The organism is Aliikangiella coralliicola (assembly GCF_007004725.1).
GTDB classification, from domain to species: domain Bacteria; phylum Pseudomonadota; class Gammaproteobacteria; order Enterobacterales; family Kangiellaceae; genus Aliikangiella; species Aliikangiella coralliicola.
This window is the reverse complement of sequence record NZ_ML660165.1, coordinates 472,132-496,866: the sequence shown is the minus strand read 5'-3', so window position 1 is coordinate 496,866 and position 24,735 is coordinate 472,132. Positions and strand designations below refer to the sequence as shown.

General features: G+C 40.7%; 22 protein-coding genes. 12 read left to right on the top strand and 10 right to left on the bottom strand.

Annotated features, from left to right (window positions below; all coding sequences use genetic code 11):
- The first annotated feature begins 92 nt into the window (after positions 1–92).
- The 5 genes from cysS to FLL46_RS15285 all read left to right on the top strand — a co-directional run bounded on the left by cysS (position 93) and on the right by FLL46_RS15285 (position 3,626).
- Positions 93–1,463, top strand: coding sequence for a cysteine--tRNA ligase (gene cysS, locus FLL46_RS15305; RefSeq protein WP_142932197.1), 1,371 nt, complete (start codon positions 93–95; stop codon positions 1,461–1,463).
- Between the two features lie 68 nt (positions 1,464–1,531).
- Complete coding sequence (locus FLL46_RS15300) at positions 1,532–1,942, top strand: DUF2000 family protein (protein ID WP_142932196.1); 411 nt, start codon at positions 1,532–1,534, stop codon at positions 1,940–1,942.
- Positions 1,935–2,654 carry a sterol desaturase family protein gene (locus FLL46_RS15295; RefSeq protein ID WP_142932195.1) on the top strand — a complete coding sequence of 240 codons (720 nt, stop codon included), beginning with the start codon at positions 1,935–1,937 and terminating at the stop codon, positions 2,652–2,654. The genes FLL46_RS15300 and FLL46_RS15295 overlap by 8 nt, the downstream gene beginning before the upstream one ends.
- 70 nt (positions 2,655–2,724) lie before the next feature.
- Positions 2,725–3,111 (top strand): VOC family protein, encoded by a 387-nt coding sequence (locus FLL46_RS15290; RefSeq protein WP_142932194.1) that lies wholly within the window; start codon positions 2,725–2,727, stop codon positions 3,109–3,111.
- 107 nt (positions 3,112–3,218) lie between these two features.
- A complete protein-coding gene (locus FLL46_RS15285) occupies positions 3,219–3,626 on the top strand; it encodes an SMI1/KNR4 family protein (protein WP_168204182.1) in 408 nt (135 codons plus the stop codon).
- 78 nt (positions 3,627–3,704) lie between these two features.
- Here FLL46_RS15285 and FLL46_RS15280 read toward each other — a convergent pair whose 3' ends face one another.
- The 4 genes from FLL46_RS15280 to FLL46_RS15265 form a co-directional block, all read right to left on the bottom strand.
- Positions 3,705–4,106, bottom strand: a complete 402-nt coding sequence (locus FLL46_RS15280; protein WP_142932192.1) for a hypothetical protein — start codon at positions 4,104–4,106, stop codon at positions 3,705–3,707.
- Between the two features lie 181 nt (positions 4,107–4,287).
- Positions 4,288–4,731 (bottom strand): hypothetical protein, encoded by a 444-nt coding sequence (locus FLL46_RS15275; RefSeq protein WP_142932191.1) that lies wholly within the window; start codon positions 4,729–4,731, stop codon positions 4,288–4,290.
- A gap of 280 nt (positions 4,732–5,011) precedes the next feature.
- A complete protein-coding gene (locus FLL46_RS15270) occupies positions 5,012–5,323 on the bottom strand; it encodes a hypothetical protein (protein WP_142932190.1) in 312 nt (103 codons plus the stop codon).
- Between the two features lie 75 nt (positions 5,324–5,398).
- On the bottom strand, positions 5,399–5,857 hold the full coding sequence (locus tag FLL46_RS15265; RefSeq protein ID WP_142932189.1) for a hypothetical protein: 459 nt from the start codon (positions 5,855–5,857) through the stop codon (positions 5,399–5,401).
- A 540-nt stretch (positions 5,858–6,397) separates the two neighbouring features.
- Between FLL46_RS15265 and FLL46_RS15260 the strand changes: the two genes are divergently transcribed.
- The gene (locus FLL46_RS15260) at positions 6,398–7,378 is read left to right on the top strand and encodes a helix-turn-helix domain-containing protein (protein WP_142932188.1); all 981 of its coding nucleotides are present in this window, start codon (positions 6,398–6,400) and stop codon (positions 7,376–7,378) included.
- 334 nt (positions 7,379–7,712) lie between these two features.
- On the opposite strand, the gene FLL46_RS15255 is transcribed toward FLL46_RS15260, so the two are convergent.
- The 3 genes from FLL46_RS15255 to FLL46_RS15245 all read right to left on the bottom strand — a co-directional run bounded on the left by FLL46_RS15255 (position 7,713) and on the right by FLL46_RS15245 (position 12,099).
- Positions 7,713–8,015 (bottom strand): hypothetical protein, encoded by a 303-nt coding sequence (locus tag FLL46_RS15255; RefSeq protein WP_142932187.1) that lies wholly within the window; start codon positions 8,013–8,015, stop codon positions 7,713–7,715.
- Between the two features lie 365 nt (positions 8,016–8,380).
- Entirely contained in the window at positions 8,381–11,134 is a 2,754-nt protein-coding gene (locus FLL46_RS15250; RefSeq protein WP_142932186.1) for a M16 family metallopeptidase, read from the bottom strand.
- Between the two features lie 401 nt (positions 11,135–11,535).
- The gene (locus tag FLL46_RS15245; protein WP_142932185.1) at positions 11,536–12,099 is read right to left on the bottom strand and encodes a TetR/AcrR family transcriptional regulator; all 564 of its coding nucleotides are present in this window, start codon (positions 12,097–12,099) and stop codon (positions 11,536–11,538) included.
- A gap of 130 nt (positions 12,100–12,229) precedes the next feature.
- Between FLL46_RS15245 and FLL46_RS15240 the strand changes: the two genes are divergently transcribed.
- From FLL46_RS15240 to FLL46_RS15225, 4 genes are read left to right on the top strand one after another with little or no spacing between them, the layout of a single operon-like run.
- Positions 12,230–13,408, top strand: coding sequence for an aromatic ring-hydroxylating oxygenase subunit alpha (locus FLL46_RS15240; RefSeq protein WP_142932184.1), 1,179 nt, complete (start codon positions 12,230–12,232; stop codon positions 13,406–13,408).
- A 34-nt stretch (positions 13,409–13,442) separates the two neighbouring features.
- Positions 13,443–16,502: a YncE family protein gene (locus FLL46_RS15235; protein ID WP_210418716.1), complete on the top strand. Its 3,060-nt coding sequence runs from the start codon at positions 13,443–13,445 to the stop codon at positions 16,500–16,502.
- 54 nt (positions 16,503–16,556) lie between these two features.
- Positions 16,557–17,186 (top strand): GyrI-like domain-containing protein, encoded by a 630-nt coding sequence (locus FLL46_RS15230; RefSeq protein WP_142932183.1) that lies wholly within the window; start codon positions 16,557–16,559, stop codon positions 17,184–17,186.
- 24 nt (positions 17,187–17,210) lie between these two features.
- Complete coding sequence (locus tag FLL46_RS15225; RefSeq protein ID WP_246119327.1) at positions 17,211–18,116, top strand: sterol desaturase family protein; 906 nt, start codon at positions 17,211–17,213, stop codon at positions 18,114–18,116.
- Positions 18,117–18,256: 140 nt separating this feature from the next.
- On the opposite strand, the gene FLL46_RS15220 is transcribed toward FLL46_RS15225, so the two are convergent.
- Entirely contained in the window at positions 18,257–18,451 is a 195-nt protein-coding gene (locus FLL46_RS15220) for a DUF6316 family protein (protein WP_142932181.1), read from the bottom strand.
- Between the two features lie 713 nt (positions 18,452–19,164).
- Here FLL46_RS15220 and FLL46_RS15215 point away from each other — a divergent pair.
- Together FLL46_RS15215 and FLL46_RS15210 are read left to right on the top strand one after the other, a co-directional pair.
- On the top strand, positions 19,165–21,240 hold the full coding sequence (locus FLL46_RS15215) for a TonB-dependent receptor plug domain-containing protein (RefSeq protein WP_142932180.1): 2,076 nt from the start codon (positions 19,165–19,167) through the stop codon (positions 21,238–21,240).
- 166 nt (positions 21,241–21,406) lie between these two features.
- A complete protein-coding gene (locus FLL46_RS15210) occupies positions 21,407–22,717 on the top strand; it encodes a hypothetical protein (RefSeq protein WP_142932179.1) in 1,311 nt (436 codons plus the stop codon).
- An 81-nt stretch (positions 22,718–22,798) separates the two neighbouring features.
- On the opposite strand, the gene FLL46_RS15205 is transcribed toward FLL46_RS15210, so the two are convergent.
- On the bottom strand, positions 22,799–23,551 hold the full coding sequence (locus FLL46_RS15205) for an alpha/beta fold hydrolase (protein WP_142932178.1): 753 nt from the start codon (positions 23,549–23,551) through the stop codon (positions 22,799–22,801).
- Positions 23,551–24,654, bottom strand: a complete 1,104-nt coding sequence (locus tag FLL46_RS15200; protein ID WP_142932177.1) for a DUF2817 domain-containing protein — start codon at positions 24,652–24,654, stop codon at positions 23,551–23,553. Before FLL46_RS15200 ends, FLL46_RS15205 begins: the two co-directional genes overlap by 1 nt.
- Positions 24,655–24,735: the final 81 nt, after the last annotated feature.

Genomic DNA, 24,735 nt, shown 5'->3' with positions numbered 1-24,735 from the left:
TAAATCTGTGGCCTTTTTTTATGCCTGGATTTAGCTATCGGTGCTTTTGTGAAAGCTCAGAAGATATTTTAAAAAGTTAAAAACGGGAGAATATGATGGAACTTAATTTATTTGATACCTATCGTCGAGAGGTTGTGTCTTTTGACCCTGTCAATCTTTCAGAGGTTGGCCTTTATTCATGTGGGCCGACGGTTTATGACTACGCGCATATCGGTAACCTGAGAACCTATCTGTTTGTCGATACGCTTAAGCGAGTTCTGTCGTTCAATGGGTATTCTGTGAAACATGTTATGAACATCACTGATGTTGGGCATTTAGTTTCCGATGGCGATACTGGTGAAGACAAAATGGAAAAAGGTGCGCGTCTTCAAAATTTATCGGCGTGGGAAATTGCCAAAAAATATGAAGCGCATTTTTTCGAGGATATGCATCAGCTGAATATTCAGATACCAACGATTGTATGCCGAGCGACGGAGCACATTAGTGAGCAGATTGAATTTATTAAAGTAATAGAGGAAAAGGGGTTTTCCTATAAGACCAATGATGGAATTTATTTTGATACCTCGAAGTTAGAAGATTATGGTCACTTGGCGCGGCTTGATGTGAAAGGACTTAAAGCGGGGGCTAGAATTGATATTGCAGATAAACTCAATATAACCGATTTTGCATTGTGGAAATTCAGCGGTAAGACCGCGCGGCAGATGGAGTGGGAAAGCCCTTGGGGAAAAGGATTTCCCGGCTGGCATATTGAGTGCTCGGCAATGGCAGAAAAATACCTGGGTGAGCTGTTCGATATCCATGTTGGCGGAGAGGATCATATTCCAGTCCATCACAGCAACGAAATTGCACAGTCACAAGCAAAGAATAAAACGCGAATGGCCAATATCTGGATGCACGGCTATTTCTTGCAGATCGATAACGAAAAAGTGGCGAAGTCAGGAAAGTCGATAACCTTATCTGAATTAGTAAAAAAAGGTTATGACCCATTAAGTTATCGATACTTAACACTCTCGGCGCATTATCGAAGTCGGTTAAATTTTACCTGGGAATCTCTGCAGGGCGCAGAGAACGCGTTAAAGCGCCTGAGGAAATTATTCGTATCCTTTGGTGAAACGGGAACTGCAGACGAACATTATATGAGTCGGTTTGAGTCTCTTGTCAATCAAGATCTTAATATCCCACAAGCCCTTGCGTTAATGTGGGAAATGCTCAATAGTCAGTTATCTCCTGCTGCTAAAAAAGCGACATTGCTGCATTTTGATCAGGTATTTGGATTGCAACTAGCAAGTTTCAGTCAGATGGCTGAGCGTATTCCTGTCGAAATTGAGCGAATAGCAGAGGCGCGTTTCCAGGCACGTCAAAATAAAGATTGGCACTTATCTGATCAATTGAGAGAGCAGTTGACAAAGTTAGGGTATAGTATAGAAGATCATTCGGATAGCTATAAAATTAAGAAAATATAACAGAAGCCTTATAAACTTATTGCACTGTTGGAGTTGAGTTGATTTTTTGTTGAGAGAAAAGGGGAAGCATGGAATTTTCAACGAAGTTTGCGATTGCCGTTGCTGACGATTTAGCTTCTTGGCAGAAGCTAAATGTGGTCGCCTTTTTGACCTCAGGGGTTATAGGTGATACCAACGATATCATTGGTGGTGAATATAAAGACGCTTCTGACAGGCAATATTCTTCCTTGTGTATTCAACCCATCGTTGTTTTGAAATCTACGCGGGCTCGCTTGTCTACATTTCTTCAGCGAGCAAATAGCCGTGATGTGAGTAGCGCTATTTATATTGAAGATATGTTTAAAACAGGACATGATGCCGCCAATCGAGAAACGGTTCTTCAATATGAGACGGATGCTTTGCCTTTGGTAGGAATGGCTGTTCGGGCAGAGAAAAAACTGGTCGATAAGATTTTTAAAGGAGCGAAACTTCATGATTAATTGGCTTTTTCAATTCTGGATTGAAGCCGATTGGTCAATTGCTTTAGTAATGTCTGTTGCAGTCAATATCGCTGTATTCGTGTCGACTGCTTTTATTTTAGATGTTGGAATTGGCAAATTAGTTACCAAGTATCAATGGGGAAGTTATATTGATGAGCGTGAGTTGAAATCTGAACAAAAAAAGATGGAATTTAAATTCGGTATTACCGCTTGCATCATTTTTGCAGCATGTAGTCTGATCACTCGCGAATTATTTGATCTTGTCTGGCCGTCATCATTTTTAAGTCTCATTAGCCAAATCATCATATTTGTTCTTTTCTATGAAACTTATTCCTATTTTGTTCACCGTCTATTACACACCAAACCTTTTTTAAAAGTACATGGCGTTCATCACAGGTCGGTAAGAGTAACGCCCTGGAGTGCCTACAGCGTTCATCCGGTCGAAGCACTTTTCATTGGAATGAGTGCGCCCGTTTTTATGAGTTTATTTTCTCTCAGTTTAGGTGTGGCCCTGGTGTTACATGTTCTGGGAATGATGTTCACGATACTTTTACATTCGAACTTTCGTTTAAGTATGTCCAACAGCATTCTTAATCAAGTGGGAAATTATCCTGCGTACCATTCATCGCATCACATCTTGGGAAAAGTTAACTTTGGTTTCGTCAATTCTTTTTGGGATCGTTGTTTTAAAACGCGTGCTAAAGTGAGTTAGTTATACAAGAGCAAACATTAATCAGTCAAGGTGACGATCAGTTAAGGTGACAATCAATTAAGGAGACAGTATGCATAAAAGTCGATTAGCAGCATTGGTTTTAGATAGCAAGGTTGATGATATTGAAGAGGCTAATATTTTCTGGGAGCAAGCACTGGGATTGGAATGTGTGCGTTCAGATGAAGACTGGTCTTCCAAGTATTCACACTTAAAAGTGCCAAAAGACCAACCACATATTTTGGTTCAGAAAGTAGCGCATGAAAGTCGAGTTCATATCGATATTGAAACCGATAATATACCGGCGGAAGTTAGCCGGCTGGAAGGCGTTGGCGCCAAGGTGATTGAAAAGTTAGAGCGGTGGGTCGTTATGGAGGCGCCGACGGGCCACAGGTTTTGTGTAGTTAATCCTCAAAGAGATGATTTTCACGACGCAGATAATGTGAATACGTGGAAATAGTCAGACCCAATGTGATTGAGATCAACGCTTGTTAACTAAAGTTTTGCTAAGATTATTGAAGATATTCTTTTGCTTGCTTTAGTTATCTATTGAAGGTGATGTCTGTTATGGAAAGAGCGAAGTTATTAGAGCTAGAACCTGATTTACCTGAGGCGTATTTAACTTTTATGGAAAACTATCCTGATATTCTTAGAAATACAGGAGACACAGCCAGTTTTGAGTTGTTGGATAATTTACCCGCAATTATACAGGCCAACGAGCAGATTAATAATATTGATAAGTTAGCTGAAGGCAATTATTTTTGTATCGGTATTTCCGGGTGTGGCGATTATTACGTGATTGATCTGGAAGAGTCAGACCCGTGTGTTTTCTTTTGGGATCATGAGACCGATGTCATCGATTCTTCTGATGAACATGGGACTATTGAGCAATTCGCAGGGAACATTCTGGAGCTGAAGCAAAATATCTCCAAGACGGAAAAGTCGAGCACAAAACCATGGTGGAAGTTTTGGTAGCTGCTTTGTCGTTATATTCTGTCTATGAAATTTACAATTCCTATCCCCGTTAAACGCGGTTAAAAATTGAAGTTCGATCTATTTAGATAAATTATTTTTCTCCTGCTCGCCCTCATCTTTCTCCTCTGATTTTCTGGTTTGTATATGTTCCATTTTAATCGTTCTTTCCACAAAAGGATCGGGTAGAAACATTTGAATGAGTGACGCCAAAATGACGATGCCTGCTTTTCTCTTTCTGGCGCGACGTAACAACTTGGAAAATAAAAAAACGACGCCTGCAAAAATTAGCCATGGTAGATATAAGTTGAGTATTTCTCTTAAAAATTCGATTTGCGACGCAGGAATTTTTTCGACAGGGTTGAGCAGAGATATCAGAATATTACCTAATTGGCGTATTGCCGTTTCTACAGGCATGCTAAAGCTAATAATTAAAATCGCACTGGTTATAATGGCAAGTGTATATATCGTTTTCTTTTTCATAGCAAACTCTTTTCTTCAATTAATTGTGTTGACATCGAAATAGTGCTTTTGGAAAACGGGCATTTACCAAACCATGCACCTAAATTTGAATGCTAATTCAAATAAGCTGCTCGGGTTGGTTTAGGACACTACTATTTGGAGATGTTCAAATGAATAATGTGTTCTGAGAAAATTAACTTTCTCAAAAAAAAGAAAGGACGTTGTGTTCTTTAGAAAAGAGTTGCTTAGGATAGATAAAGGCGAGATGAATAGTTTTGATTGCGTGATAGATGTTTTGCTGGTTGCGCATTATTTTTTGAAGTTTGGCTGCGTAATCTTGTAATTTTTGTGGAGAGGTTATTGGTGTTATGCTCAGATAACTATTGTTTAAGTATTGGGTGATTGTGTGAGTGTTATTGGCGCTGTGTTTTGAAGCACCACTCAAGTGATCGCTGTTTAGTTTGGCTAGTGCTGAATAATCGAACTCCGAGTTTTTGCTCGTCTTCGTGAATGAATCTTCAGCTGTCGTTTTTACTACAAACGAAATCATTTGCCGAACAGTCGACTGAATCGGCGCATAATATTGAAAGCTCATCATAAATGCACTGATAAGAGATAGTAGTATCAGTAGTTGATTGCGTTTCATTGATGATGATCAAGTTTTATTGTGGTGTTATTTAAGGTGGGGATAGGATGAGAGAAATTCAAGGGTAAGTTGAGAAAGTTGAGATTTGAACTTATGAGTTTCGAATCAAGTCTGGATTTGATTTGATATTAAGAACTGCTTTCTCTCAAAAGCGGGCATTGCAGAACACTAGTAGTTTGGTCTCAATCGGGCCAATTGTGGAAGTTCAGCAACACTTACTTGTGTGCCCTGAGTGAAACGAAGGTCGCATCACCAAGCACTTGTTCTACTTTTGGCAAAACTATGCTTCAAAATTAAACTCATCACCAAACTTTAGATTGTACATATCTTCTATACCTAATGGCATTATAAAAGACAGTGGAGAGTCTACTGCGCGGATTTGAACAAATTCCCATCCGTCATCTCTTACACACTCTTCGAGCCTAAACCATTTACCGTTTCTTTTACACCATATATGTTGATCGCTAGATACCGCAATGATAGGCATTGCACTTTCGTCTATATTTTTATTCTTTGATACAAACTCTGGATAGTCCTTTCTTTCAAAGAGTACAAATCTAACATTAGGTATGTTTGGAAAATTATTTGACATAGTTAGTTTTCTACGTAGAACACTCAATAGAGACGCGCGAATCGTGCATTATTCTTCAATGTTAGGTTACTAGATTTAGCAGGATAAGGATAATTCATTTTCATTAGCCCACGAATTAACTACTTTAAGAACTTTGTGCCTGGTCTTTTGACTGAATTTATTATCTTGGCAATGGTCATATAATTTTTGTGCTAGTTCTTGATTAAGGTGGAGATACTGAACCCAATCAGCAGCCATTTCAGTCCATCTTATCATTGCTCGGTCAAACGAATATACTACCGGAACGTGAAATGGAAACGAACAAGCAATATCTTCACTTAGGCCAGTGTCGCGAAGTCCTGTCTTGAGGATATTTATTTGATGTTCATAGTTCTTGCCATACCCTTTTTCCATCATAGGCAATAACAGCATGGCTGATCTTCCATCACCAATTTTTACGGGATTATCCTTATCGATAAACCAAGATCCATTTTCGAAAGAGACATAAGCAGACCATCCTCCCGAATTTGTAAACAATGGTCCAATCCATTTCAAAGTTGCCGACTCCTTATACTAATAACGCTCAGCGTTTTGGAAATTGAAACGCAGTGTAAATTTTCGAAAACCGCGTCTTGCTAAGTACTTAAAATGAAGTTTCAATCCCTTCACCCTTCGTAGTCCATACTATATAGGCTTATTGGTAATTTTGAAAAGTAAATATATCGCTTCAAATATTCACTTTCTTGAAGATGGGCCCATTCTACGGAGGGCTCGAAACCTAACAGGTACCTGCCTCTTAGATAGCAGTGAATGTCTCGTATCTATGTCAGAAATTGACCAATCGATGCCTGTCTGGTTTTTATTTACTAGGTGCCTGGGTAAGCTCAATCTGTCTCTCTGGTATTTTCGCGCTCCGATGAGGTCTCTTATGTGAAATTTTCCCTAACACTTTGAAATAATGCGGTTTTTATTGTGCATTTTACATAAATAATCTAAATTGCAACCATTGGTTGACAAAATTCAGCTTCTACTTGGTAGTGTGCAACTGCCCATTTTTCTATTCTGAGTACAACTTCAGACAGAGGAATTAAGTAAATGATACTTGCAGATAAAATTATCAAATTAAGAAAACAATTTGGGTGGTCTCAGGAAGATCTTGCCGAGAAAATGGGGGTTTCTAGACAGTCGGTTTCCAAGTGGGAAAGCGCCAATAGCATTCCTGATATAAATAAAATCATTAATATGGCGGAGATTTTTGGGGTAACAACTGACTACCTGTTAAAAGACGATATTGAAACCATTCAATCAATTGACGGCGAAATCGAGCCTGAGGTCAATAGCGTTAACTTGAACCAGGCTAACCGATATGTGGAGATAAAAGACCAAATAAGTCGTATCACTGTCAAAGGTGTTCTTTTATGCGTATGTTCAGTAGTCCCACTGCTTTTTATGCTTTCAATGGCTCAAACTGAACAGATGAATCTTGATTCAAAGACTGCCACAGTATCAGGAATTATTACTATGTTAGTTATGGTTGCGTTGGCTGTTAGCTTTTTTGTTAGAACGGGTCAATTTTCGAACGAGATATACTCAATCGAAAAAGACGATTTCGAACTAGAATATGGGGTAAGAAGCATCTTTAAAGAGAAGCTGCAACAAATTACGCCAAGCTATCACAAAAAATTATCCATAAGCATTGGCCTGTTTATTTTAAGCATAGTGCCGTTTATGTATGTAGCTATAAATGAAGGCACTAGTGACTTAATTTTAAAGATGCTATGCGTCATGTTTTTTATGATAGCGACCGGTTTGTATATTATCGTCCCAGCGTCAGCGGAATATAATGCCTACAGTCTTCTTATCAAAGAAGGTGACTATCACCCTCGTAATAAAGAAGAGAACAAAAAAATCGAAGCACTTGCTGGTTTTTATTGGCCACTGTTAATCGCTATTTATCTAGGTTGGAGTTTCTGGACTATGAGATGGGATGTGACATGGATCGTCTGGCCGGTTGGTGCTGTATTGTTTGCAGCGCTAGTTGGATTGATGGAAATGATTACTAAGGACAGGGAATAATCGACAGTCTCTTTTTCGAGAGGCTTTTAACCATGGGGGGAGTCAATTATTTTGGTACCAATTTCATTGATTCAGTCCCCATCTACTGGAGATTCTTTTACCAGGCGTAAATGAACCCCCCGGCATCTCAAATAATTTAGTTATGTCGCTTAAAAAAGGAAATTAAGTAAGAATATAAAACAAGTTTATCTGACTTCGATGATTGAGACTTGACCTGTAGCTAACTCAGTTAAAGCAGAGGTTTTCTTACAGAGTCGCAAAACGGCCAATTGCGGAAGTCCAGAAAAACCAAATTGGCGCGCACATATTTTTTCGTCGTTCTTCCTATAGCTTGTTATGTGCTCTTATACTCAACATTATTCCAAAGTGCTTCAAATTCGTTTTTTGTCAATCCTATAAAATCATCTAAGGAAAGATTGGTTTCAAAATCATCAATCTCAACGGCATTAAAATCAGAGCTTCTGTCACTTTTAAAGCAAACACCATTACTCTGAAAATAAATCAACCTACTCAATAGCTCTCCATTAGATGCGCCCATTTTCACTTCAACATAGGAAGCAATATCAAGGCCCGCTTTCCCGCTGACTGAGCTCTTAGGATAGCTATTGATTTTCTTTAAATAAACGAAACATCCCACAGAGGATTCCTTAAACATAACGCCAAAACAAATTAGAGGTGTCCAGAGTATTTGATTAGGCGCCTGTATTCAATGTCTGCTTTAAGATAACAGGTGCCTATTAATCTGTCATCATTAGATGTTCGATATAGATTAATGAGCTGCTGTCTCGATAACTATCAGATTTCATAACAACTAGAATTCGAACATGTCAGTTTGAGTATAAACCGATAAAGATAAATTTATTTAACCGGCAATTTGATTGCTTATATATTTGAATACTGGTTTTCTCCATCCGTCTATGTGAGAAAAAATGCAACAAAAAAGGCGCGTTTAGTAGCGCGCCTTTTTTGTTTGAGTTACTAAGAACTTACAGTTGAGATTGACTATTTAAGAACATTTCCATCTGCATCCATAAATATCATTTCTCCAAGTTCCATATCTTTTAACTGCTTAACAATTTCCTTTTTATCGCCAACTATCATCCAGGTGAGTTTATCTGGGTTGATAACTTGCTTTGCTGCAGCTTTAATTTCTGGCAACTTAAGATTGTTATATTTGTCAGTTAACTTCGCGACATAGTCATCTGGGCGATTAAAACGATCATTGGCAAGCAGACTTTGCATAACTGCGCCGCTTGTTTCATAAGCGCCTGGCAAGCTGTTAACGTTATTTTTAATGGTCTTAAACATTTCATCCTGAGTCGCCGGTTTATCGCCGTTAAATTCACTAAGTTCTCTTACAAGCTCTTTGACTGACGCGCCGGTTTTGTCTGTTTGCACTGGTGCGTACACCATAAACGGACGTTGGCCTCTGGCATCAAACATAAATGTATAAGCGCCATATGCCCAGTGTTTATCTTCACGAAGGTTCATATTAACACGCGATGTAAATTGCCCGCCGATGATGTCGTTCATCGCCTGAATTGCAATGTTATTATCAACACCCGTTGCTGGCGCAAGTTCTCCGGCGAGAATTAAAGATTGCGGAGCGCCTGGCTTATCGATGACGATAACGCGTTTTTCTGCAACCAATACATCCGATATGTTTTTAGTCGGTAATGCCGCTTTTGGCGCCTTCCAGCTGCCTAATTCTCGGTTCAAGATAGGTAGAATTTCATCCATTTTTGTATCGCCAACAACAAACAGTTTCGCGTTGTCAGGGCGTAACCAGGTTTTGTAGAACTTTTGTAAATCTTCTCTGGTGAGAGATTGAATTGATTCTTCAGTACCTGAACCCGTTAAAGGGATACCATAAGCGTGTTTGTCACCATAGATAAGAGGGGGCAGGTTACGCAGAGCGATGTTAACTGGCTGAACTTTTTCCTGTTTGATTCCAGCGATCCAGCGGCCGCGTAAACGATCAATTTCGCCTTGTTTAAAGGCTGGTTCGCGAACGATTTCTGCAAATAGTTCAACTGAATCTTTTAAATTAGATTTTAGTGCTGATAGGTTTACTGACGACATATCAAGGTTAGAAGAGGTATAAATATTGGCACCTAATTTTTCCGCTTCTGCGCTAATTTCCAATGCATTCTTATCATCGGTTCCTTCGTCTAACATTGACATGGTGTAGCTCGCAGTACCCAGTTTAAAGCCACTGGAGTCGGCTGCATATCCTGCATCAAATTGCAAAGTGACATTAACAACTGGCGTCGCGTTACTTTCCGCTAAGACAACTTCAATACCATTTTTTAATTTTGCACGTTGAACAGTAGGAAACTTAAGTTGTGGCAGGTCACCAATTTGTGGCAAACCTTTGCTTCTATCAACGGTTGATTTGGCGACTTTGTATTCTGGGTATGGAAGTACCGCTAGTTGATAAAATCCGTCAGCTAACCATTTATTACTAACTTTTTGAATACTTTTTGTGGTTGCATCTGCGATCCATCCAAGACGTTTTTTGAAGAAACCTGGATCGTTGGCATATAGCTCACCTCTGGCCAGAATACTGGCTTTACCATTGAATCCGCCGACTTGTTCCAAGCCGCGAATTGTGGCTGCTTTAATTCCAGTTTGAGCTCTTAATAACTCGTCTTTTGAGGGGGCTTTCTTTTTAAAATCGGCTAAAACGCGATTCATGATAGCTTCTGCTTTTTGTCGATCAGCACCAGGCTTCAAAGTTACATCAACGGTAAATTTACTTGTTAGTAAGTGCTCTTCAACATCAACGCTAACGTTACTGGCTAGCTGATTTTTATAAACCAACTCTTGATACAGACGAGAATTTTTTCCGCTGCCAAGAATTCTTGCTGCCAGGTTAAGTAGTGCAGTTTCTTTTTCGTTTCTGCCGGGTAGTGCCCAGACTTTCATGATTCTAGCTTGTGGTACTCTCTCGTACATTTCTTCGAGAGTGTTGTGTTGACGAGTCGGGATCCAGGCGTTCATGCGGGTAACTTCAGGTCCAGCTGGAATATCGCCAAAATATTTATTGACTAATTCTCGGCCTTTTTCAGGACTGATATCACCAGCAAGAACAACGACTGCATTGGCTGCGCCATAATAATCTTTAAACCAGGTTTTTACGTCGTCGAGAGAGGCTGCATTTAAGTCGTCCATAGAACCAATTGTGCTGTGGCGATAGGGATGGCCGGCAGGGTAAAGCCCTTCCAGAATTCGATATTCTGACTTACCGTAAGGCTGGTTGTCGCCCTGACGTTTTTCGTTCTGGACAACGCCACGTTGCTCGTCAAGTTTTGCCTGGTCAATAGCGCCTAATAAATGACCCATTCGATCAGACTCCATCCATAAAGCCATTTCTAAAGCTGGTGTTGGCACGTTCTGGAAATAATTGGTGCGGTCAAACCAGGTTGTTCCATTCATGCCGGTTGCACCAACTTGATGGAAAGGTTTGAAATATTCATCGTTGTAGTTTTCAGAGCCATTAAACATGAGGTGTTCAAAAAGATGGGCAAACCCGGTGCGACCCTTAGGTTCGTCTTTGCTACCCACGTTGTACCAGACACTCACAGCAACAATCGGCGCTTTGCGATCTTCATGAACAATGACGCGTAAGCCGTTATCCAGTACATACTTTTGGTAGGGAATATCGACATCAACATTTTTGGCTATCGCGCTAATCGATAACCAGCCGAGCACAACGATGCCCAGTGATTTTTTGACCGTTGGTATTATCTTCATGGCATTTCCTATTCTTCGCTAGTTAAGTAATTGAATTTATTTATGAAAAAACAGTTTTGTTGGTTCAGGGACGGTTCGTATTTTCGCTCGACCGGATTAAAAGGCGAGATAAGCAGAGAGACCACATTACTCATCTTTTATCGGGATGCCGCATCACTCGCTGGGCAAAAAATGCACTCAGCAATTGCGGTTTACAAAAGCTAAACAAGCCCTGTTAGCAGCTAAGTCGTTTTTGTATTTTTTCTGACAGCGTAGAATATAAAATAGGGTGATCGTGAGGTCTACATCACAATGTAACAAACTATGTGAGAAGGGGAGCCAGCTCGGGCACAAGCACCAACAACGGAAGGTAAGTCTATTGATTTTCCTGGCTTTTTCGCAAAATCGCCGGGAAATCGGTATTATTTACTAATACCGGCAAATAGCGTCTCGATTGAATGGGCCGAGGCATTCGCCGCCGACATACCAGTATTCCCCATCATCCACCACCCTGAATAAATCAAACTATCAATCACACAAACAATCCAGCTAGTGTCCAGGTTTTTGTTGATAGTGCCTTCCTTTTTGCCACGTTCGATCAATGACGCAAGTTCTGTTAATTGTTGATTATAAATAGCGATAACTTCGTCGTCTTTTTCGGCAATATTCCAGATGGATAGTAAAAAGTGATACTTGTCTGCTAATGGCATAACTGCTTTAAAAATCTCTTCTAGCGTTGCTTTAGCGCTGAGCTTACGATTTTTGACAGGCGCAATAACCGCGCTTGTCATCTCGAGTGATTCTATCGCCAGCTCTTGAATAAGTTGCTCTTTAGACTCGAATTGCCGATACAGAGTCGCTCTACCAACATTAGCGTGCGCAGCTATTTCACTGAGTGTCGCTGCGGGATTTCGCAATAACAATTCAATACCTGCGTCTAGCAATGCCTGCCTGGAGCGCACGGAACGAGCGTCTTGCGTGCTCATTAACTTCTCACTTGTTTAAAATATTTATGAGACATTATTGTATCATAGAGTAAATTGAGTTACGATACACTTGTGTCTCATAAATGCGGTGATGGAAACTTGAGGGTCATTAAGTGATGAGGGTCGGCAATTGGTAAAAAATACAAATGAGCATTTGCTCTTTCAGGAATATCAGAAATTAGCATCAGCACCAATTGAGGACGCAGTAGCGCTGCCTTTCGCTGTCTACCATGATCCTTCGGTGTATCAGGCTGAAGCGGAGTATATTTTTCATCGAGAATGGATATTCGTCTGTCACGAACAACAGTTGTCCAACGAAGGGGATTATCTGGCCTTGGATATTGCCGGAGAAGCCATCGCTGTGATTCGCGGCCAGGACGGACAACTTAGAGCGCTTTCCAATATTTGTCGCCATCGGGGGACACCCTTACTCGATGAAGGATATGGCAATATTAAAAAGAATATTGTTTGTCCTTATCATGCGTGGACTTATGACGATTCTGGCAAATTAAAAGGTGTTCCCTTTGCCGGGGATATTCATGTTGAAAAAGAAAAACACTGTTTGCCCAGATTTCATCTGGACAGTTGGATGGGCCTTCTCTTTATTAATCTTGGTGATGAGCCTGAGCCTTTGATAAACCGAACTGGTTGTTTACAAAATTTTGTTGATGTATTTGAACCGCAAAAATTACTCAACTGTTACCAGGGCAACTCTGAAAGTTGGGAAGCAAACTGGAAGCTAGCGTTTGAAAATGCGATTGAAAGTTATCATCTGTTTAAAGTTCATAAGGAGACTTTAGAAAAACAAAGTCCGAGTAAAGATACTTATTATGTAGCAGGTAGTTCCGAATCGAGTTTGAGCGGTGGAAAACTTCGCGATGACCGAAGTCGACTAATGAAATGGATAACCGGAGATTCTCCAGAGGTCTACAACCATTACTTGCTTATTTCATTGCCACCATCTTTTGTCGGAATTCTTACTTACGGATCTTTTGACTGGCTACAAATTTTGCCAAAAGGTCCATTGAGCAGTGTCGTGAGCCAGGGAGGGCTATCTAACTATTTTGTCTCTAAAGGTGAGGTCAACCAGGATCAACTCACTCAAGATTTCCTTGAGGAAGATAAGTTGATTTGCGAAAGAGTCCAGCGAGGGATGCATTCCAGAATTGCTCAAGGAGGAAAACTAGTTTCTATGGAAAATATACTAGTCGATTTCAGGCAATTTCTTGCGTCCCGATTATTTGACTCAACGCCTGACGCATATTCCGAATCAAATCAGGCAAAGCTTTTTTTAAATTTCAATCAATAATCTTTTCACTAAATAAACCAAAAGAGAATTCAATATGCGCCGTATTGTCTTAGTATTGTTTTGTGGTCTACTAGTGATTGCATGTAGCCGGACATCACAAAAAAACACAACTGTACCCACTCCGGTGATTGTGGAACCTGCAAAAAATACCTTTGTTACTTTCGAGTCTGGTCCTGTCAGGCCTGTGGCAAAATCTTTAGATGGGCATAGGGTTTTTGTTACCAACACGCCGAATCACTCGCTGGATATATTTACCTATAACGAGCAGGAGCAATTAGTGTTGCAACACTCGGTTCCAGTTGGTATTGAACCGGTTGCAGTTTCGGTAAAAGACGAGCGAGAAGTTTGGGTTACCAACCATGTTTCTGATTCTGTCAGTATTGTGAGGATTGATCAGGTTATCCCTTATGTCGCTCGTACGCTATTAGTCGGTGATGAGCCTCGAGATATTGTGTTTGCGAAAAATCGCGCTTTTATCACCACCGCGCATCGAGGACAACACAGGACTCATTCTTCTTTGGCAGGTGTGGAAGGCGCAGGAGATCCGTTATTGCATGAACCAGGAATAGGTCGGGCTGATATTTGGGTTTTTGATGCCGATGAGCCTGGCGCGGCGGTTGGCGGCACTCCTTTAAAGATCATCGAATTGTTTGGCGATACGCCCAGAGCTCTGGCGGTAACCCCGGACCAGTCAACGGTTTATGCTGCGGTATTTCATTCTGGTAACCAAACCAGCGCGGTGCATGAATCTGTGCTCTGCTATGGTTTTACCGACGACGATCTTGGCAGTCAGCCTTGTAAAGTGATGGATGGTATTCGTTCTCCTGCAGGACTTGCAAATGGCGACTTGCCTGGCGGACGAGCTGCGCCTGGAGTTAATAGTGATGGCGTGTATCAACCATGGACTTCTATGATCGTTAAATTCGATTCTGATAGCGGTGAATGGCGAGATTCGATGGGGCGGAATTTTAGTAATGGTATTCGTTTTACTTTGCCGGATCTGGATGTTTTTGCCATCAATTCAGAGAGCCTGCAACAAACCAGCGCTTATTCTAATGTTGGAACAACGCTGTTTAATATGACAGTCAATCCGAAAAGTGGAGAGCTCTATGTCACTAATACCAATTCTAATAATGCAACCCGTTTTGAAGGTCCCGGTATAACAGGAGGAACAACTGTTCAGGGAAATATTGCGCCAGCCAGAATCACCATTATCGAAACCCAAAGTGGTCAAGTTAGCGCAAGACCTCTGAACCGACATATTGATTATTCAACTCTCAAAGAAAGTGAAGCAATAAAACAGCACACTGTGGCAACACCGACCCAGTTAGCAATAACTAAAGATGGGGAAAGGCTATATGTCGCTTCACTTGGTTCGAATAAAGTTGCGATTTACCAAACGCAGGATTTAAAAGATCAGCAACTTTGGGACGGACGTGGTGAGGAATTTGATCCTGTGACTGTCGGTGCTGATCATTTTAATGTGCCGGGTGGACCAGTCGGATTAAAATTGAATGAAACTAAAAATCAATTACTGGTTTACACACGCTTTGATAACTCTGTGGTTGTTTTAAACGCGCAAAATGGCAACGAGTTGCAACGAATAGCAATGTTGACTCCCGAACCGGCACAGGTGAAAGCCGGCCGTTTTATGCTTTATGATGCGAACCGGTCTTCGTCAAATGGTGAAGCTTCATGTGCCAGCTGTCATGTATTTGGTGACAGCGACCAGCTCGCCTGGAATCTCGGCAACCCAGATGCCAGCAATCAGGTTAATCCACAACCATTTCCTACAGCTAAATTTTCTTCTTTGGGGTGTGACTTTGTCGGTCCTACTGAGCCGAGTTGCGAGCTACTTGATATTTTAAATGGTGATGGTGAGCTTTTGACTATCGCTTCGATGAAAGGGCCAATGTTCTCCCAGTCGCTCAGGGGAATGAGCACTCATGGTCACATGCATTGGCGCGGTGATCGTTCCGTCGGTTATTTCGGAAACGATATCGAGCAGCAGTTAGACGAACGAACATCATTCAAGAATTTTATTGTCGCATTTGAAGGACTGTTGGGACTGGATATTGATTTACCAGCAAGTGTTAGTGAGGACAACAAGTCCGAAGCCGTCATTAATTTAGAAAATGATATGGATAAGTTTGCTGATTTTATTTTGAGTGTGCAAATGCCACCAAATCCGATTCGTGGTTTGGATAATTCATTGTCGAATTCGGCGGTCACCGGTCGAGATTTTTTTATCGGTACACGCCGCTCTGATGGTTTAGCTGTAGACTCGGACCTTAATGGTCCTGAGCAAGATGGAGTAACCTGTGAAGGCTGCCATGGTTTAGATCCTGCCAAAGGATTTTATGGTACTCGTGGAGAGGTCGCTCATGGGGGTGAAATTCAAATTTTCAAAGTACCGCAACTGCGAAACCTGTATTCGAGGGTTGGCATGTTCGGTTTGCCTGACCGAGAAGGATTTCTTCCTTCTCATACAAAACAGCATCAAGGCGCTCAGGTTAGAGGTTTTGGTTTTTTGCACGATGGTGCAACCGACCAGCTCGCTAATTTCTTAAAAGGTGGCGTGTTTGATAATGGCGAGGCACCTTGCCCTGAAGGATTATCGAGTTCCCATGGTTGTGATTTCAATGAGGGAGTAGTGGGCATCCCGGATGATACTACGAGGCAAGGATTAGTCGACTTTATGATGGAGTTTGATTCCGATTTAGCCCCGATCGTCGGTCAGCAAATGACGTTAACATTCGACTATACTTTAGCGATGATGGAGCGAGTTGAACTTTTGCAAACGCGCGCGAGTACGCCTTTTACCTCAAAGATTCTTGGAGGCGTTGTAACAGAATGCGACTTAATCGTTCAGGGTGTGATTGACGGGGAAAGAAGAGGTTTTTTATTTGATTCGGAAAATCAAAACTTTTTAACCGATCGAAAAGATGATGAGTCCATGACCTTAACTGAGTTAAGCGCTTTAATTTCTCAAGAAAGTAATAGTTTAACCTTTACTTGTCAGGTGCCAGGAATGGGAAGGCAAATGGCGCTAGATAGAAATCTTGATGGCGTATTAAATGGTGATGAGGAATGATGATGAGCAAAAGCAAACAGGGTTTGACTATTGTTGCTATGAGTGGAGACGATAATGACATTACCACGGCATAACTTGATATTGCGAACTGCCTATATTCTTCTAGTACTTTTTATGTTTGCTTTCATGGGCATGTTGGTCAGGGCGTATTGGCCTGAACCAGAGAGTTTTTCGTATTCTGAAAGTGAAGCGGAGCAGGTTAATTCTTCTGACAAGCTAACAGGCAGAGTATCGACTCACACTAATGAAGCTTCATCAGAAAATGTTCGATTTTTATCAACGACAAAAGTTTTAGGAATTCGAAAAAACTTATACCTGAATCGGGATATTCCGATGCAAATGGAGAGTTTGTGGGCAGAACTTTATGCGACGAAATTGCATGATTGGTTTCCGGCTGAAAATGGTAAAAGAAGCATCTACCTGGTCTACTCTCAATATGACGAAGAGCAGCAAAGTGTTGAACTGACGCTAGGGTTTGAGGTAGGTGATGAGGGGGAGAATGCCACCGGATTTGCATCCATTTCGCTCCCGCAGGGAAATTATGTTAGTCGCAATTCCGTTCTTGAAAGCTGGCAAAATCCTGGTGAGCTAGCATTAAAATATGAAGTCGACTTCGAAGTTTATGAAGTCAATGCGCAATTCCAGGTGCTTTCTCAGCGCGCCTATCTAGCGATTAACCGATAATAAACTTAAATCATGGTGAGCTTTGTGGACAATTTTTTTGATTATCTGAGCAGTCAGTCAAATATTAAAACGATTACTGAATATTTCGAATACATATCCATAGATATTTATGACTGGGTTTTGGTTTTCGCCTTGCTTTTCTTATTAATCGAACTTTTAGATGACGCGGTTTCCAAGCGTTTTACCGGAGATCGTTTTCTAGAAACGCTTTCCAGTATTTTTACCCAAATACCTTTTTACTTTGGCGAGGTTGTTGTATTTGCAACGGCTGTTTACGGTTACTTTACGCTATACGACTATATTCCCTGGAAGATGCCCGTGAATGCGATGAGCTTCTTTCTAGTATTACTAATGGCTGATTTCACATACTACGTCGAACATTTCTGCTTGCATAAAATTCGTTTATTTTGGGCGGCGCATTCGGTTCATCATAGTTCGAATGTGATGAATACTGCGACGGCATTTCGGTTTAGCTTGTTTGATCCGTTAATTTCTGCGATTTTTCATATTCCCTTGTTGTTACTTGGGTTTCATCCCATGTTTATTTTTGCTGCGGAAATTATTATTCAGGCTTACCAATTCTGGATCCATAATGAAATGATCGGCAAGCTAGGACCTCTCGAATGGTTGTTTAATACGCCGTCTCATCATCGTGTTCATCACGGTTCAGACAAGGAATATATCGATACTAATTACGGTGGTATATTAATTATCTGGGATAGACTTTTTGGTACTTTCGCTAAGGAAGAAAAACTGCCTACTTATGGTTTAACAACACCAATGACCTCAAAAAATCCTATCACCGTTCAATTTTACGAATGGATGCGAATGTATCGAGATCTGCGTAATGCAAACTCTCTGGGTGAGTTTGCGGGTTACATTTTTCGTGCACCAGGATGGAAACCAAAGGAATCGATACTAAAAGAATAGATATTTATTATCTTCCTGTATATGAAGTTGAGCTAATAAAATCAATTCGAATAATGGAATTTGGTTTTCGTGATATTGATAAAAACGCCAACGAGTGTGGATAACTGTATTGTTGGCGCCTTAATGATTCAGTGGTGAAGCTAACTGGCAATATCCAGTTGCATCAAGCTGATATAAACCTGAACACCATACTCTGCTTCTTCGAGCGAATTGTATGGTCCTAATGCTTCGTCTTCACGTGTCTTGAAGAACCACTTATTGTTGATTAATTGAAAGCGCGATGAGCGCTGGAAATGTTTATCTTTAAAATCTTCGCTACGTACTTTTAAACCCATAATAAAGCCCCTTTAAAATTGCTACTACTCCATAAATCAGTCCAAACCACTTTTATCTCGCTTATTTTGTTAATTGTTAATAAACTTTTCTATCGCTGTTTGGCTTCAATTATTCTGACGATAGACACAAGAAATAATTCCATCAGATTTAAAAAAATACTAGATAGGTTTAAGAAAGATAACTTAGAAGGAAGGTACTTACCCAGCAAAGGGTAATAAAAACACGATCACGTAATTCCTTAATTTGTGAGTTTAAACTCGGAACCCAAAATCAAGAACTTAAATCCGAGAATTAAAAGCAGTAGTCCTTCACTTGTTCATTCTTTACTTCTTGTCTACATCAAAAAACGGCTGAATAATAACCTGCTCTGTGGAAAATAGAAAATATTTTTTCGACATACCGAAGCTGTCGTTACGACATACTCTCGTTATATTTCAGCAGTAGGGCACTCATTTTATCTTCTGTTGCAAATTATCGGACCTGAATTAATCAATTGACCGCTTAATCGATGAAGTAACAGCATAATATGGCTCAATATTTCAATGACTCAGTCGTTCGCTCATTTAGGCATTGTTGTGCTTGTTCAGAAAAACAACTTACCTGACAGTTGCCATTTTTTTGACTAGACTTCCATTAATCTATCTCAAAAAGATATCCTAATGGGAGTGGTTTCTTGCATTCGCTTCAGCATCATAGTCGATTGATTTGTTTTATGGCTTTAGTGATAATTTTGGGGCTTGGTGAGGCAGGAGCAGTTGAAAATGGAGAGGACTATGAAGATGACTCCAACAACCAGAATGCACTATTTGATCTCTCTTTAGAAGATCTTTTAGAGATGAGAGTTATCGTCTCTTCAAAGCAATCTCAGTTAATCCAGAAGGCACCAGGCGTGGTGCGTGTGTTTACTCGAAATGATATCGAAAAATTTGGCTATCTTACGCTGAGAGATTTGTTGGGTAATGTTCCCGGCGTTCAGCTCGATGAGGCGAGAAACGGACATACACTTATTTTTATGCGAGGAGTTCAATCCCGTTACAATAGTAAAATTCTACTATTGATTGACGGTGTCCCTATTCGTGACCCTTATTACGGACAGTTTCTAATCGACGAACAGATTCCCTTGCAAAATGTTGAGCGCGTCGAAATTATCAGCGGCCCCGGCTCTGTGTTATATGGGGCCAATGGCTTCGCTGGTGTGATCAGCGTTATCACACGTAGCGATAGCAATGAGGTTCAGGCTTATATTGGTAATGATAATACTATCGGGCTATCAGTGAATGCTGCAAAAAATAATTTTTCAGGTTTTGTTGATTACTATGATACTAAGGGGTGGCAGCCTTCGCGTAATAGAGACGGCTCAACCTTTGATCACGATCAACGGGCTAACAATGAACAACTGTTCTTGAAATATCAAGATGATAACTGGACCGCGATACTTAACCTGCAAAACTACCAACATCCCTGGACTTATCGAGATCAAAATTCTAACCAATTTGGCAATAGAAACCCTGACTACTTTTCTTTGAAGTACCGAAAACAAATCATGGACTCTACAAAAATTGATATCCATGGTTATTACTCTGATTACCGGTTTATCAGAGAGAGCTTCCGGTTTGATAACTTGGGAAACACAACGCTTAGAACTGAAGAAGATTTTAAAATTCTGTTAAATGGTTTGGAAACCAATTTATCCTGGCAAAAGGGACAGCACATAATCAATTTAGGCGTGTCCTATCAGGCTGATTTTACCGAAAATGCCTCTTTGAATAATCTACTTACTAATACGCGCACACTGAATTTGGCCAGGGATAGCGTTCATCGAAGTGATATTGGTCTCTATTTCCAGGATATCTGGGAGCTCACTGACGAATTGATTTTGACTTATGGTGTCAGAAAAGATGTCCTTTCCGATTTTGACAATGAGCTTAATTACCGGGTTGCGCTAACTGGTGATTTCGAAAACTGGTACGGTAAAGCTATGGTCGGAACAGCTTATCGCATTCCGTCTTATCGCGAATATCTTGATGTTCGCTCATTCAATTTTGACTTGCAACCTGAGCACATGACAACATTCGAATTACAAATAGGCCGCAAGTTTGACCGAGGCGACGCCAACCTGACTTACTTTATCAGTGATTACCAGGATTTTATAAAAGATCTCTTAGTGTGCACGATCCAAAATGGTGAAGAAGATTTTCTTGATGACTGTGTTACGCCGAATCCAGAGAGGCCCGTGAATGATCCTGATGATCGCGTTGTTGATGATGAGTATGCAATTAATGCTGACAAAAGAAGGTTATCTGGGCTTGAGTTCAGCTCAAGATTTATACCCAGCGAACAATTGAGTCTTAATTTGAATTTAACCTACCTTTTTGATTTTACGGAAGAAATTGGCAGGGTAGATTCAGACTTGTTTCTTGGGGAAGCCATTGATACTGGTGAAGTTGATTTAGTCTATTTAAGTGATTTTTCGGTATCAATTGCGGCCAGCTATCAGTTGGATGAGACTGCTTTTGGGATCAACTTATCCTATTTTTCTAAAAGAGATGTTCCGCCCGATTACCAAACAGGTGTTCCCGTTGAAATTAGAAACATCAACAATGCTGATGAGTGGTATAAGCTCGACTTATATCTGTCAACAGAATTATCCACTAACGCTAAGTTTTACTTAAAATCTACCAACCTGTTAGATGCAGAAATTTTTAGCCAACCATTTGGCGGTGATCTTGATTATGATAACCAGTGGGAGGGAAGAAATATTCGGTTAGGCGTTGTTTATCAATTTTAGTGATCCTGCCTGGCTTTGCATCTTCTGCAAGTGCCTAAATCTCCTCTAGTTTTTAGAAGGGGCTCCATTTTTAATATTTTTAGTCCTAATTTTAATACCGATTGCACCTAAAAAAAGTTTATTTTTCGCTCTCTTACATAGGTAATTGATGACAGAGAGTATATCAATGAAACGACTGAAAATTAATTTTAAGGAGACACTATCCTTTCCTCAGGTTAGTGTAAAAAAAATATCAACGACTTTAGCTATCGGGCTGACAAATCTGTTTCTTTTTGGCTCTAGTGTGGTGGCTGATCCGATGCCATCAAATCATATGGTTTATTCTGGCTCTTTTAAGGACCAAAATGGCAGCACCCATATGATTATTGGTGAATATGAGTTTACCGGACCTGGTAGTGTGATAGTCAAATCCATTGACATTAATGCAAACACGACTGGTTCGCTCGCCGAACCGACGGGACAAAGGTGGCTATATAATCCGAGTTATATCGAGGGGGGACCTATTGAAAACTTGGAGCATACTAATTTAAAGAACAACCTGATAAGCAAGTACGGCACTGATTATGCCAAATGGCGAAACCCCGCAGGGAAAGCTTATCAAAACCAGTTAGTAGACTATAAGTATCTCAGTAGCAACGGAAGCTATCCTGTTAATGTTAATCCTGCAAACGGTTTAGTCAATTGGAATAATGCAAGATATCAGGCATGTGCACCTGGTGAAATTTATCGACCAACTACTGGTAGCTTAACGACCAAAAGCGGAAGCTACATTTTTTTTGATGACTTTCTGAGCGTTACTGTCGGTGGGCAAAAAATAGTGTGGAAATATAATTATAACAACGCTTTTCGTTTGATCTCTATTACCGATTTATCCAGCGGTCAGCAGATGACTGACTTAAGGAGCGCTGCTTATATTTCATCAAAGACCGGTTATTTGCACTATACCAAATTGGCCAGTCACTATAATGCTTTTGGATCGCAGGACGCGAGTGTAGGAAGTAATGACTTTAGTCTGGGCGAACCGCTACATAGCACACCATTGGCACTTCCATTTCGTTGGGACGATAATCCTACCTATGGTTTGCTTAATTACACTGTTGGCGCGAATAATCAGACACCGGGTAACTATAGTGGCCTTTATGAAGGCTATAATAACCTTTCGGTTCACTCCGCTTTTGTCGCGCATACAATGTTGGTAAATCAACATAGCGAATGGCCGGCGCTCATGAGTTACTATAATTCTCATATTTACGATTCAGGCACCAATGGCCATAACTATGCCGCAATAAATGACGCTTACTATGGACCTTATTGTTATGACGCTGGAGAGATTAATAATGGCCACAGAAAACTGATGTTACCGGTTTATGACGCATCAGGTATGATTGATAAGATTGTTTATATTGAGGTTTCAAGTTCTACCGTTGAAAACGGCAGGTATCCGGTGGTTGGTTATGGCTACATGGTGGCTCAGTAACCTTTCGCTAGATAATATGTTGTCTGCTTTACGCGAGTCCTGGTTGATTAGGACTCGCGATTTCACATAGTTGAATTTCATTTAATCAACATTCGTTTTTATTTTTGCTTTGAGCAGTTCTGCTAGTTTTTGAGCCACCCATTCCGGCACGTCTTCTGACAGGTCGTGGCCACCCCAGTCATGGCTATCCGATGTCGCGCCATAATATTGAACGAGCTTTCGACTACACTGGGGACTAACCAGACGATCTGCTTTTGAATAGAGAATATGAACTGGTGGGAGTTGATTTTCAGGAGGCAATGAATAGCAAAGCGCAGCAATTAATTGACGAAGTTGGTTGATAGCTTTTACTGGATGTTGTTGTTGAATTTTTGTCCAGCGTTCTATGGTTTCTTCGTCAACAGGCCTGGTATTACAAGTGAGTTTATAGGTGGCGGTTTCTTTGGTTTTCTTATTGAGCGCAATAACGCCGGGATAACGAATCGCATTGAAAACTTTTAGTCTTTGGTAAAAAAAGTTGAGTCGGCTACTTGAGTTAATCAGTATTAACTGATTAAATTTTTCAGGACTTTTTTCAGCCCACTTTAATGCAATCATACCACCAAGCGATAAGCCTATTAGAGTGGCAGGCTCGTCATTAGCGTCAAGTTGTTTTTCCAGAAATGGAATATATTGCTGGATTTTTAGCGGACTATTTTCTTTAAATAGAATACCTGCGCCAGGTAGATCAGGGGTTTCGATACTTGCACCGGGAAAATTTTTTTTCATAGCATTTAACAGTGGTGTCCAGTGCAACTGATCACGACCGAGACCTCTTAACAAAATAAAGCGCATTAATTCTCCCGGTACCACAAACTATTTGCCATTTGCCTTAACTGATTAAACTGATCTTTTTCTGGAAACCAGTTTGAATAACTAAAAGTTGCATGGCGTAAAAAATCTAGCAGAGGCAGATGACGCCTTAGTGTTCTTTGCTGTCGATGATGCGCCATAGGATTAAATAGTCCTTCCATCGAAAGTAATTGCGATGGTTTTTTCTTAACCCAGTTCCAGGAACCCATTTCGAGAGTTAGTGGAATAAAGTTGTGGTTATCTGGCGGCAGGCTAAATTTTTTATAACAGTAATCCCAAAAATCGCCATGGGTCAGGTAGTGATTTGACTGTGGTTCAAAAATGTATTGGTGATTTGGGTAGCCGCTATCCCACAAAAGTTTTAGCGCCATGATTGGAGCAATTCCCTTCATTGGCCGACGACGATAAGCGTAAGGAAACCAGACGCGATCACGAAAACCAAAGCCGGAGTGACAATCGAGAGAAATAACTAGCGGAGAATCCTGGCACAGTCGATTGACAACTTCTTCTAAGATTTGATTCTCTTTTTCCAGTGAGCCTTCACTGCCACGAAACCAGGAAATATGTTTACTAATTCTTTGCCCGCCGATCAAAAATGGGACTTTTCCTTCGGCATCTATTGGCGCATTGCGCATAAGATCCACATGATTTCCGTTGGAGCGAGTGTTTTGAAGCATCCCTTTCGGATTGACGATTGGTACAAAAGTAATCGACATATTCTCTAAGCAGTGCTGCAGGCTTTTTTCCCAACCCATGCGTTGTATCCAGGTACTGAGTAGTGCAATGACAACTCGACTACCAATACGTTCAATACCATGCACTCCGCCGACAATAAGTAGCCTTGGCTGTGCTGGTTGGAAATTGCCGAGTTCTATCGTATAGATTGGGAGTTTTAAATCTTCGTGTTCAACGTAATCGTTAATTCTGACAGTAACGATATCTTTGGCCTGGAGTAAAATTCTTTCTAACTCTACCAGTTCCGGTAACTTATTTTTTAATAAATGTCGGTGGGCTTCAGTGCGTTTTTCGATTAACCGGGAGACACTATGGTTATCTTTCGTTGTGATGTTGAGAATTTGATTCATAGTTTACTTTAAAGCCAGTCTCGTGAGTTCGTCGGCCTTGAGTTATTCGAGCCCGAAGGTTGGTCGAAATTTTATTGGTCA

Bases quoted from the DNA above. Each gene is read 5' to 3' on its own strand.
- cysS (WP_142932197.1), top strand. From the start codon at position 93: ATGATGGAACTTAATTTATTTGATACCTATCGTCGAGAGGTTGTGTCT.
- FLL46_RS15300 (WP_142932196.1), top strand. From the start codon at position 1,532: ATGGAATTTTCAACGAAGTTTGCGATTGCCGTTGCTGACGATTTAGCT.
- FLL46_RS15295 (WP_142932195.1), top strand. From the start codon at position 1,935: ATGATTAATTGGCTTTTTCAATTCTGGATTGAAGCCGATTGGTCAATT.
- FLL46_RS15290 (WP_142932194.1), top strand. From the start codon at position 2,725: ATGCATAAAAGTCGATTAGCAGCATTGGTTTTAGATAGCAAGGTTGAT.
- FLL46_RS15285 (WP_168204182.1), top strand. From the start codon at position 3,219: ATGGAAAGAGCGAAGTTATTAGAGCTAGAACCTGATTTACCTGAGGCG.
- FLL46_RS15280 (WP_142932192.1), bottom strand. From the start codon at position 4,106: ATGAAAAAGAAAACGATATATACACTTGCCATTATAACCAGTGCGATT.
- FLL46_RS15275 (WP_142932191.1), bottom strand. From the start codon at position 4,731: ATGAAACGCAATCAACTACTGATACTACTATCTCTTATCAGTGCATTT.
- FLL46_RS15270 (WP_142932190.1), bottom strand. From the start codon at position 5,323: ATGTCAAATAATTTTCCAAACATACCTAATGTTAGATTTGTACTCTTT.
- FLL46_RS15260 (WP_142932188.1), top strand. From the start codon at position 6,398: ATGATACTTGCAGATAAAATTATCAAATTAAGAAAACAATTTGGGTGG.
- FLL46_RS15250 (WP_142932186.1), bottom strand. From the start codon at position 11,134: ATGAAGATAATACCAACGGTCAAAAAATCACTGGGCATCGTTGTGCTC.
- FLL46_RS15245 (WP_142932185.1), bottom strand. From the start codon at position 12,099: ATGAGCACGCAAGACGCTCGTTCCGTGCGCTCCAGGCAGGCATTGCTA.
- FLL46_RS15235 (WP_210418716.1), top strand. From the start codon at position 13,443: ATGCGCCGTATTGTCTTAGTATTGTTTTGTGGTCTACTAGTGATTGCA.
- FLL46_RS15230 (WP_142932183.1), top strand. From the start codon at position 16,557: ATGACATTACCACGGCATAACTTGATATTGCGAACTGCCTATATTCTT.
- FLL46_RS15220 (WP_142932181.1), bottom strand. From the start codon at position 18,451: ATGGGTTTAAAAGTACGTAGCGAAGATTTTAAAGATAAACATTTCCAG.
- FLL46_RS15215 (WP_142932180.1), top strand. From the start codon at position 19,165: ATGGCTTTAGTGATAATTTTGGGGCTTGGTGAGGCAGGAGCAGTTGAA.
- FLL46_RS15210 (WP_142932179.1), top strand. From the start codon at position 21,407: ATGAAACGACTGAAAATTAATTTTAAGGAGACACTATCCTTTCCTCAG.
- FLL46_RS15205 (WP_142932178.1), bottom strand. From the start codon at position 23,551: ATGCGCTTTATTTTGTTAAGAGGTCTCGGTCGTGATCAGTTGCACTGG.
- FLL46_RS15200 (WP_142932177.1), bottom strand. From the start codon at position 24,654: ATGAATCAAATTCTCAACATCACAACGAAAGATAACCATAGTGTCTCC.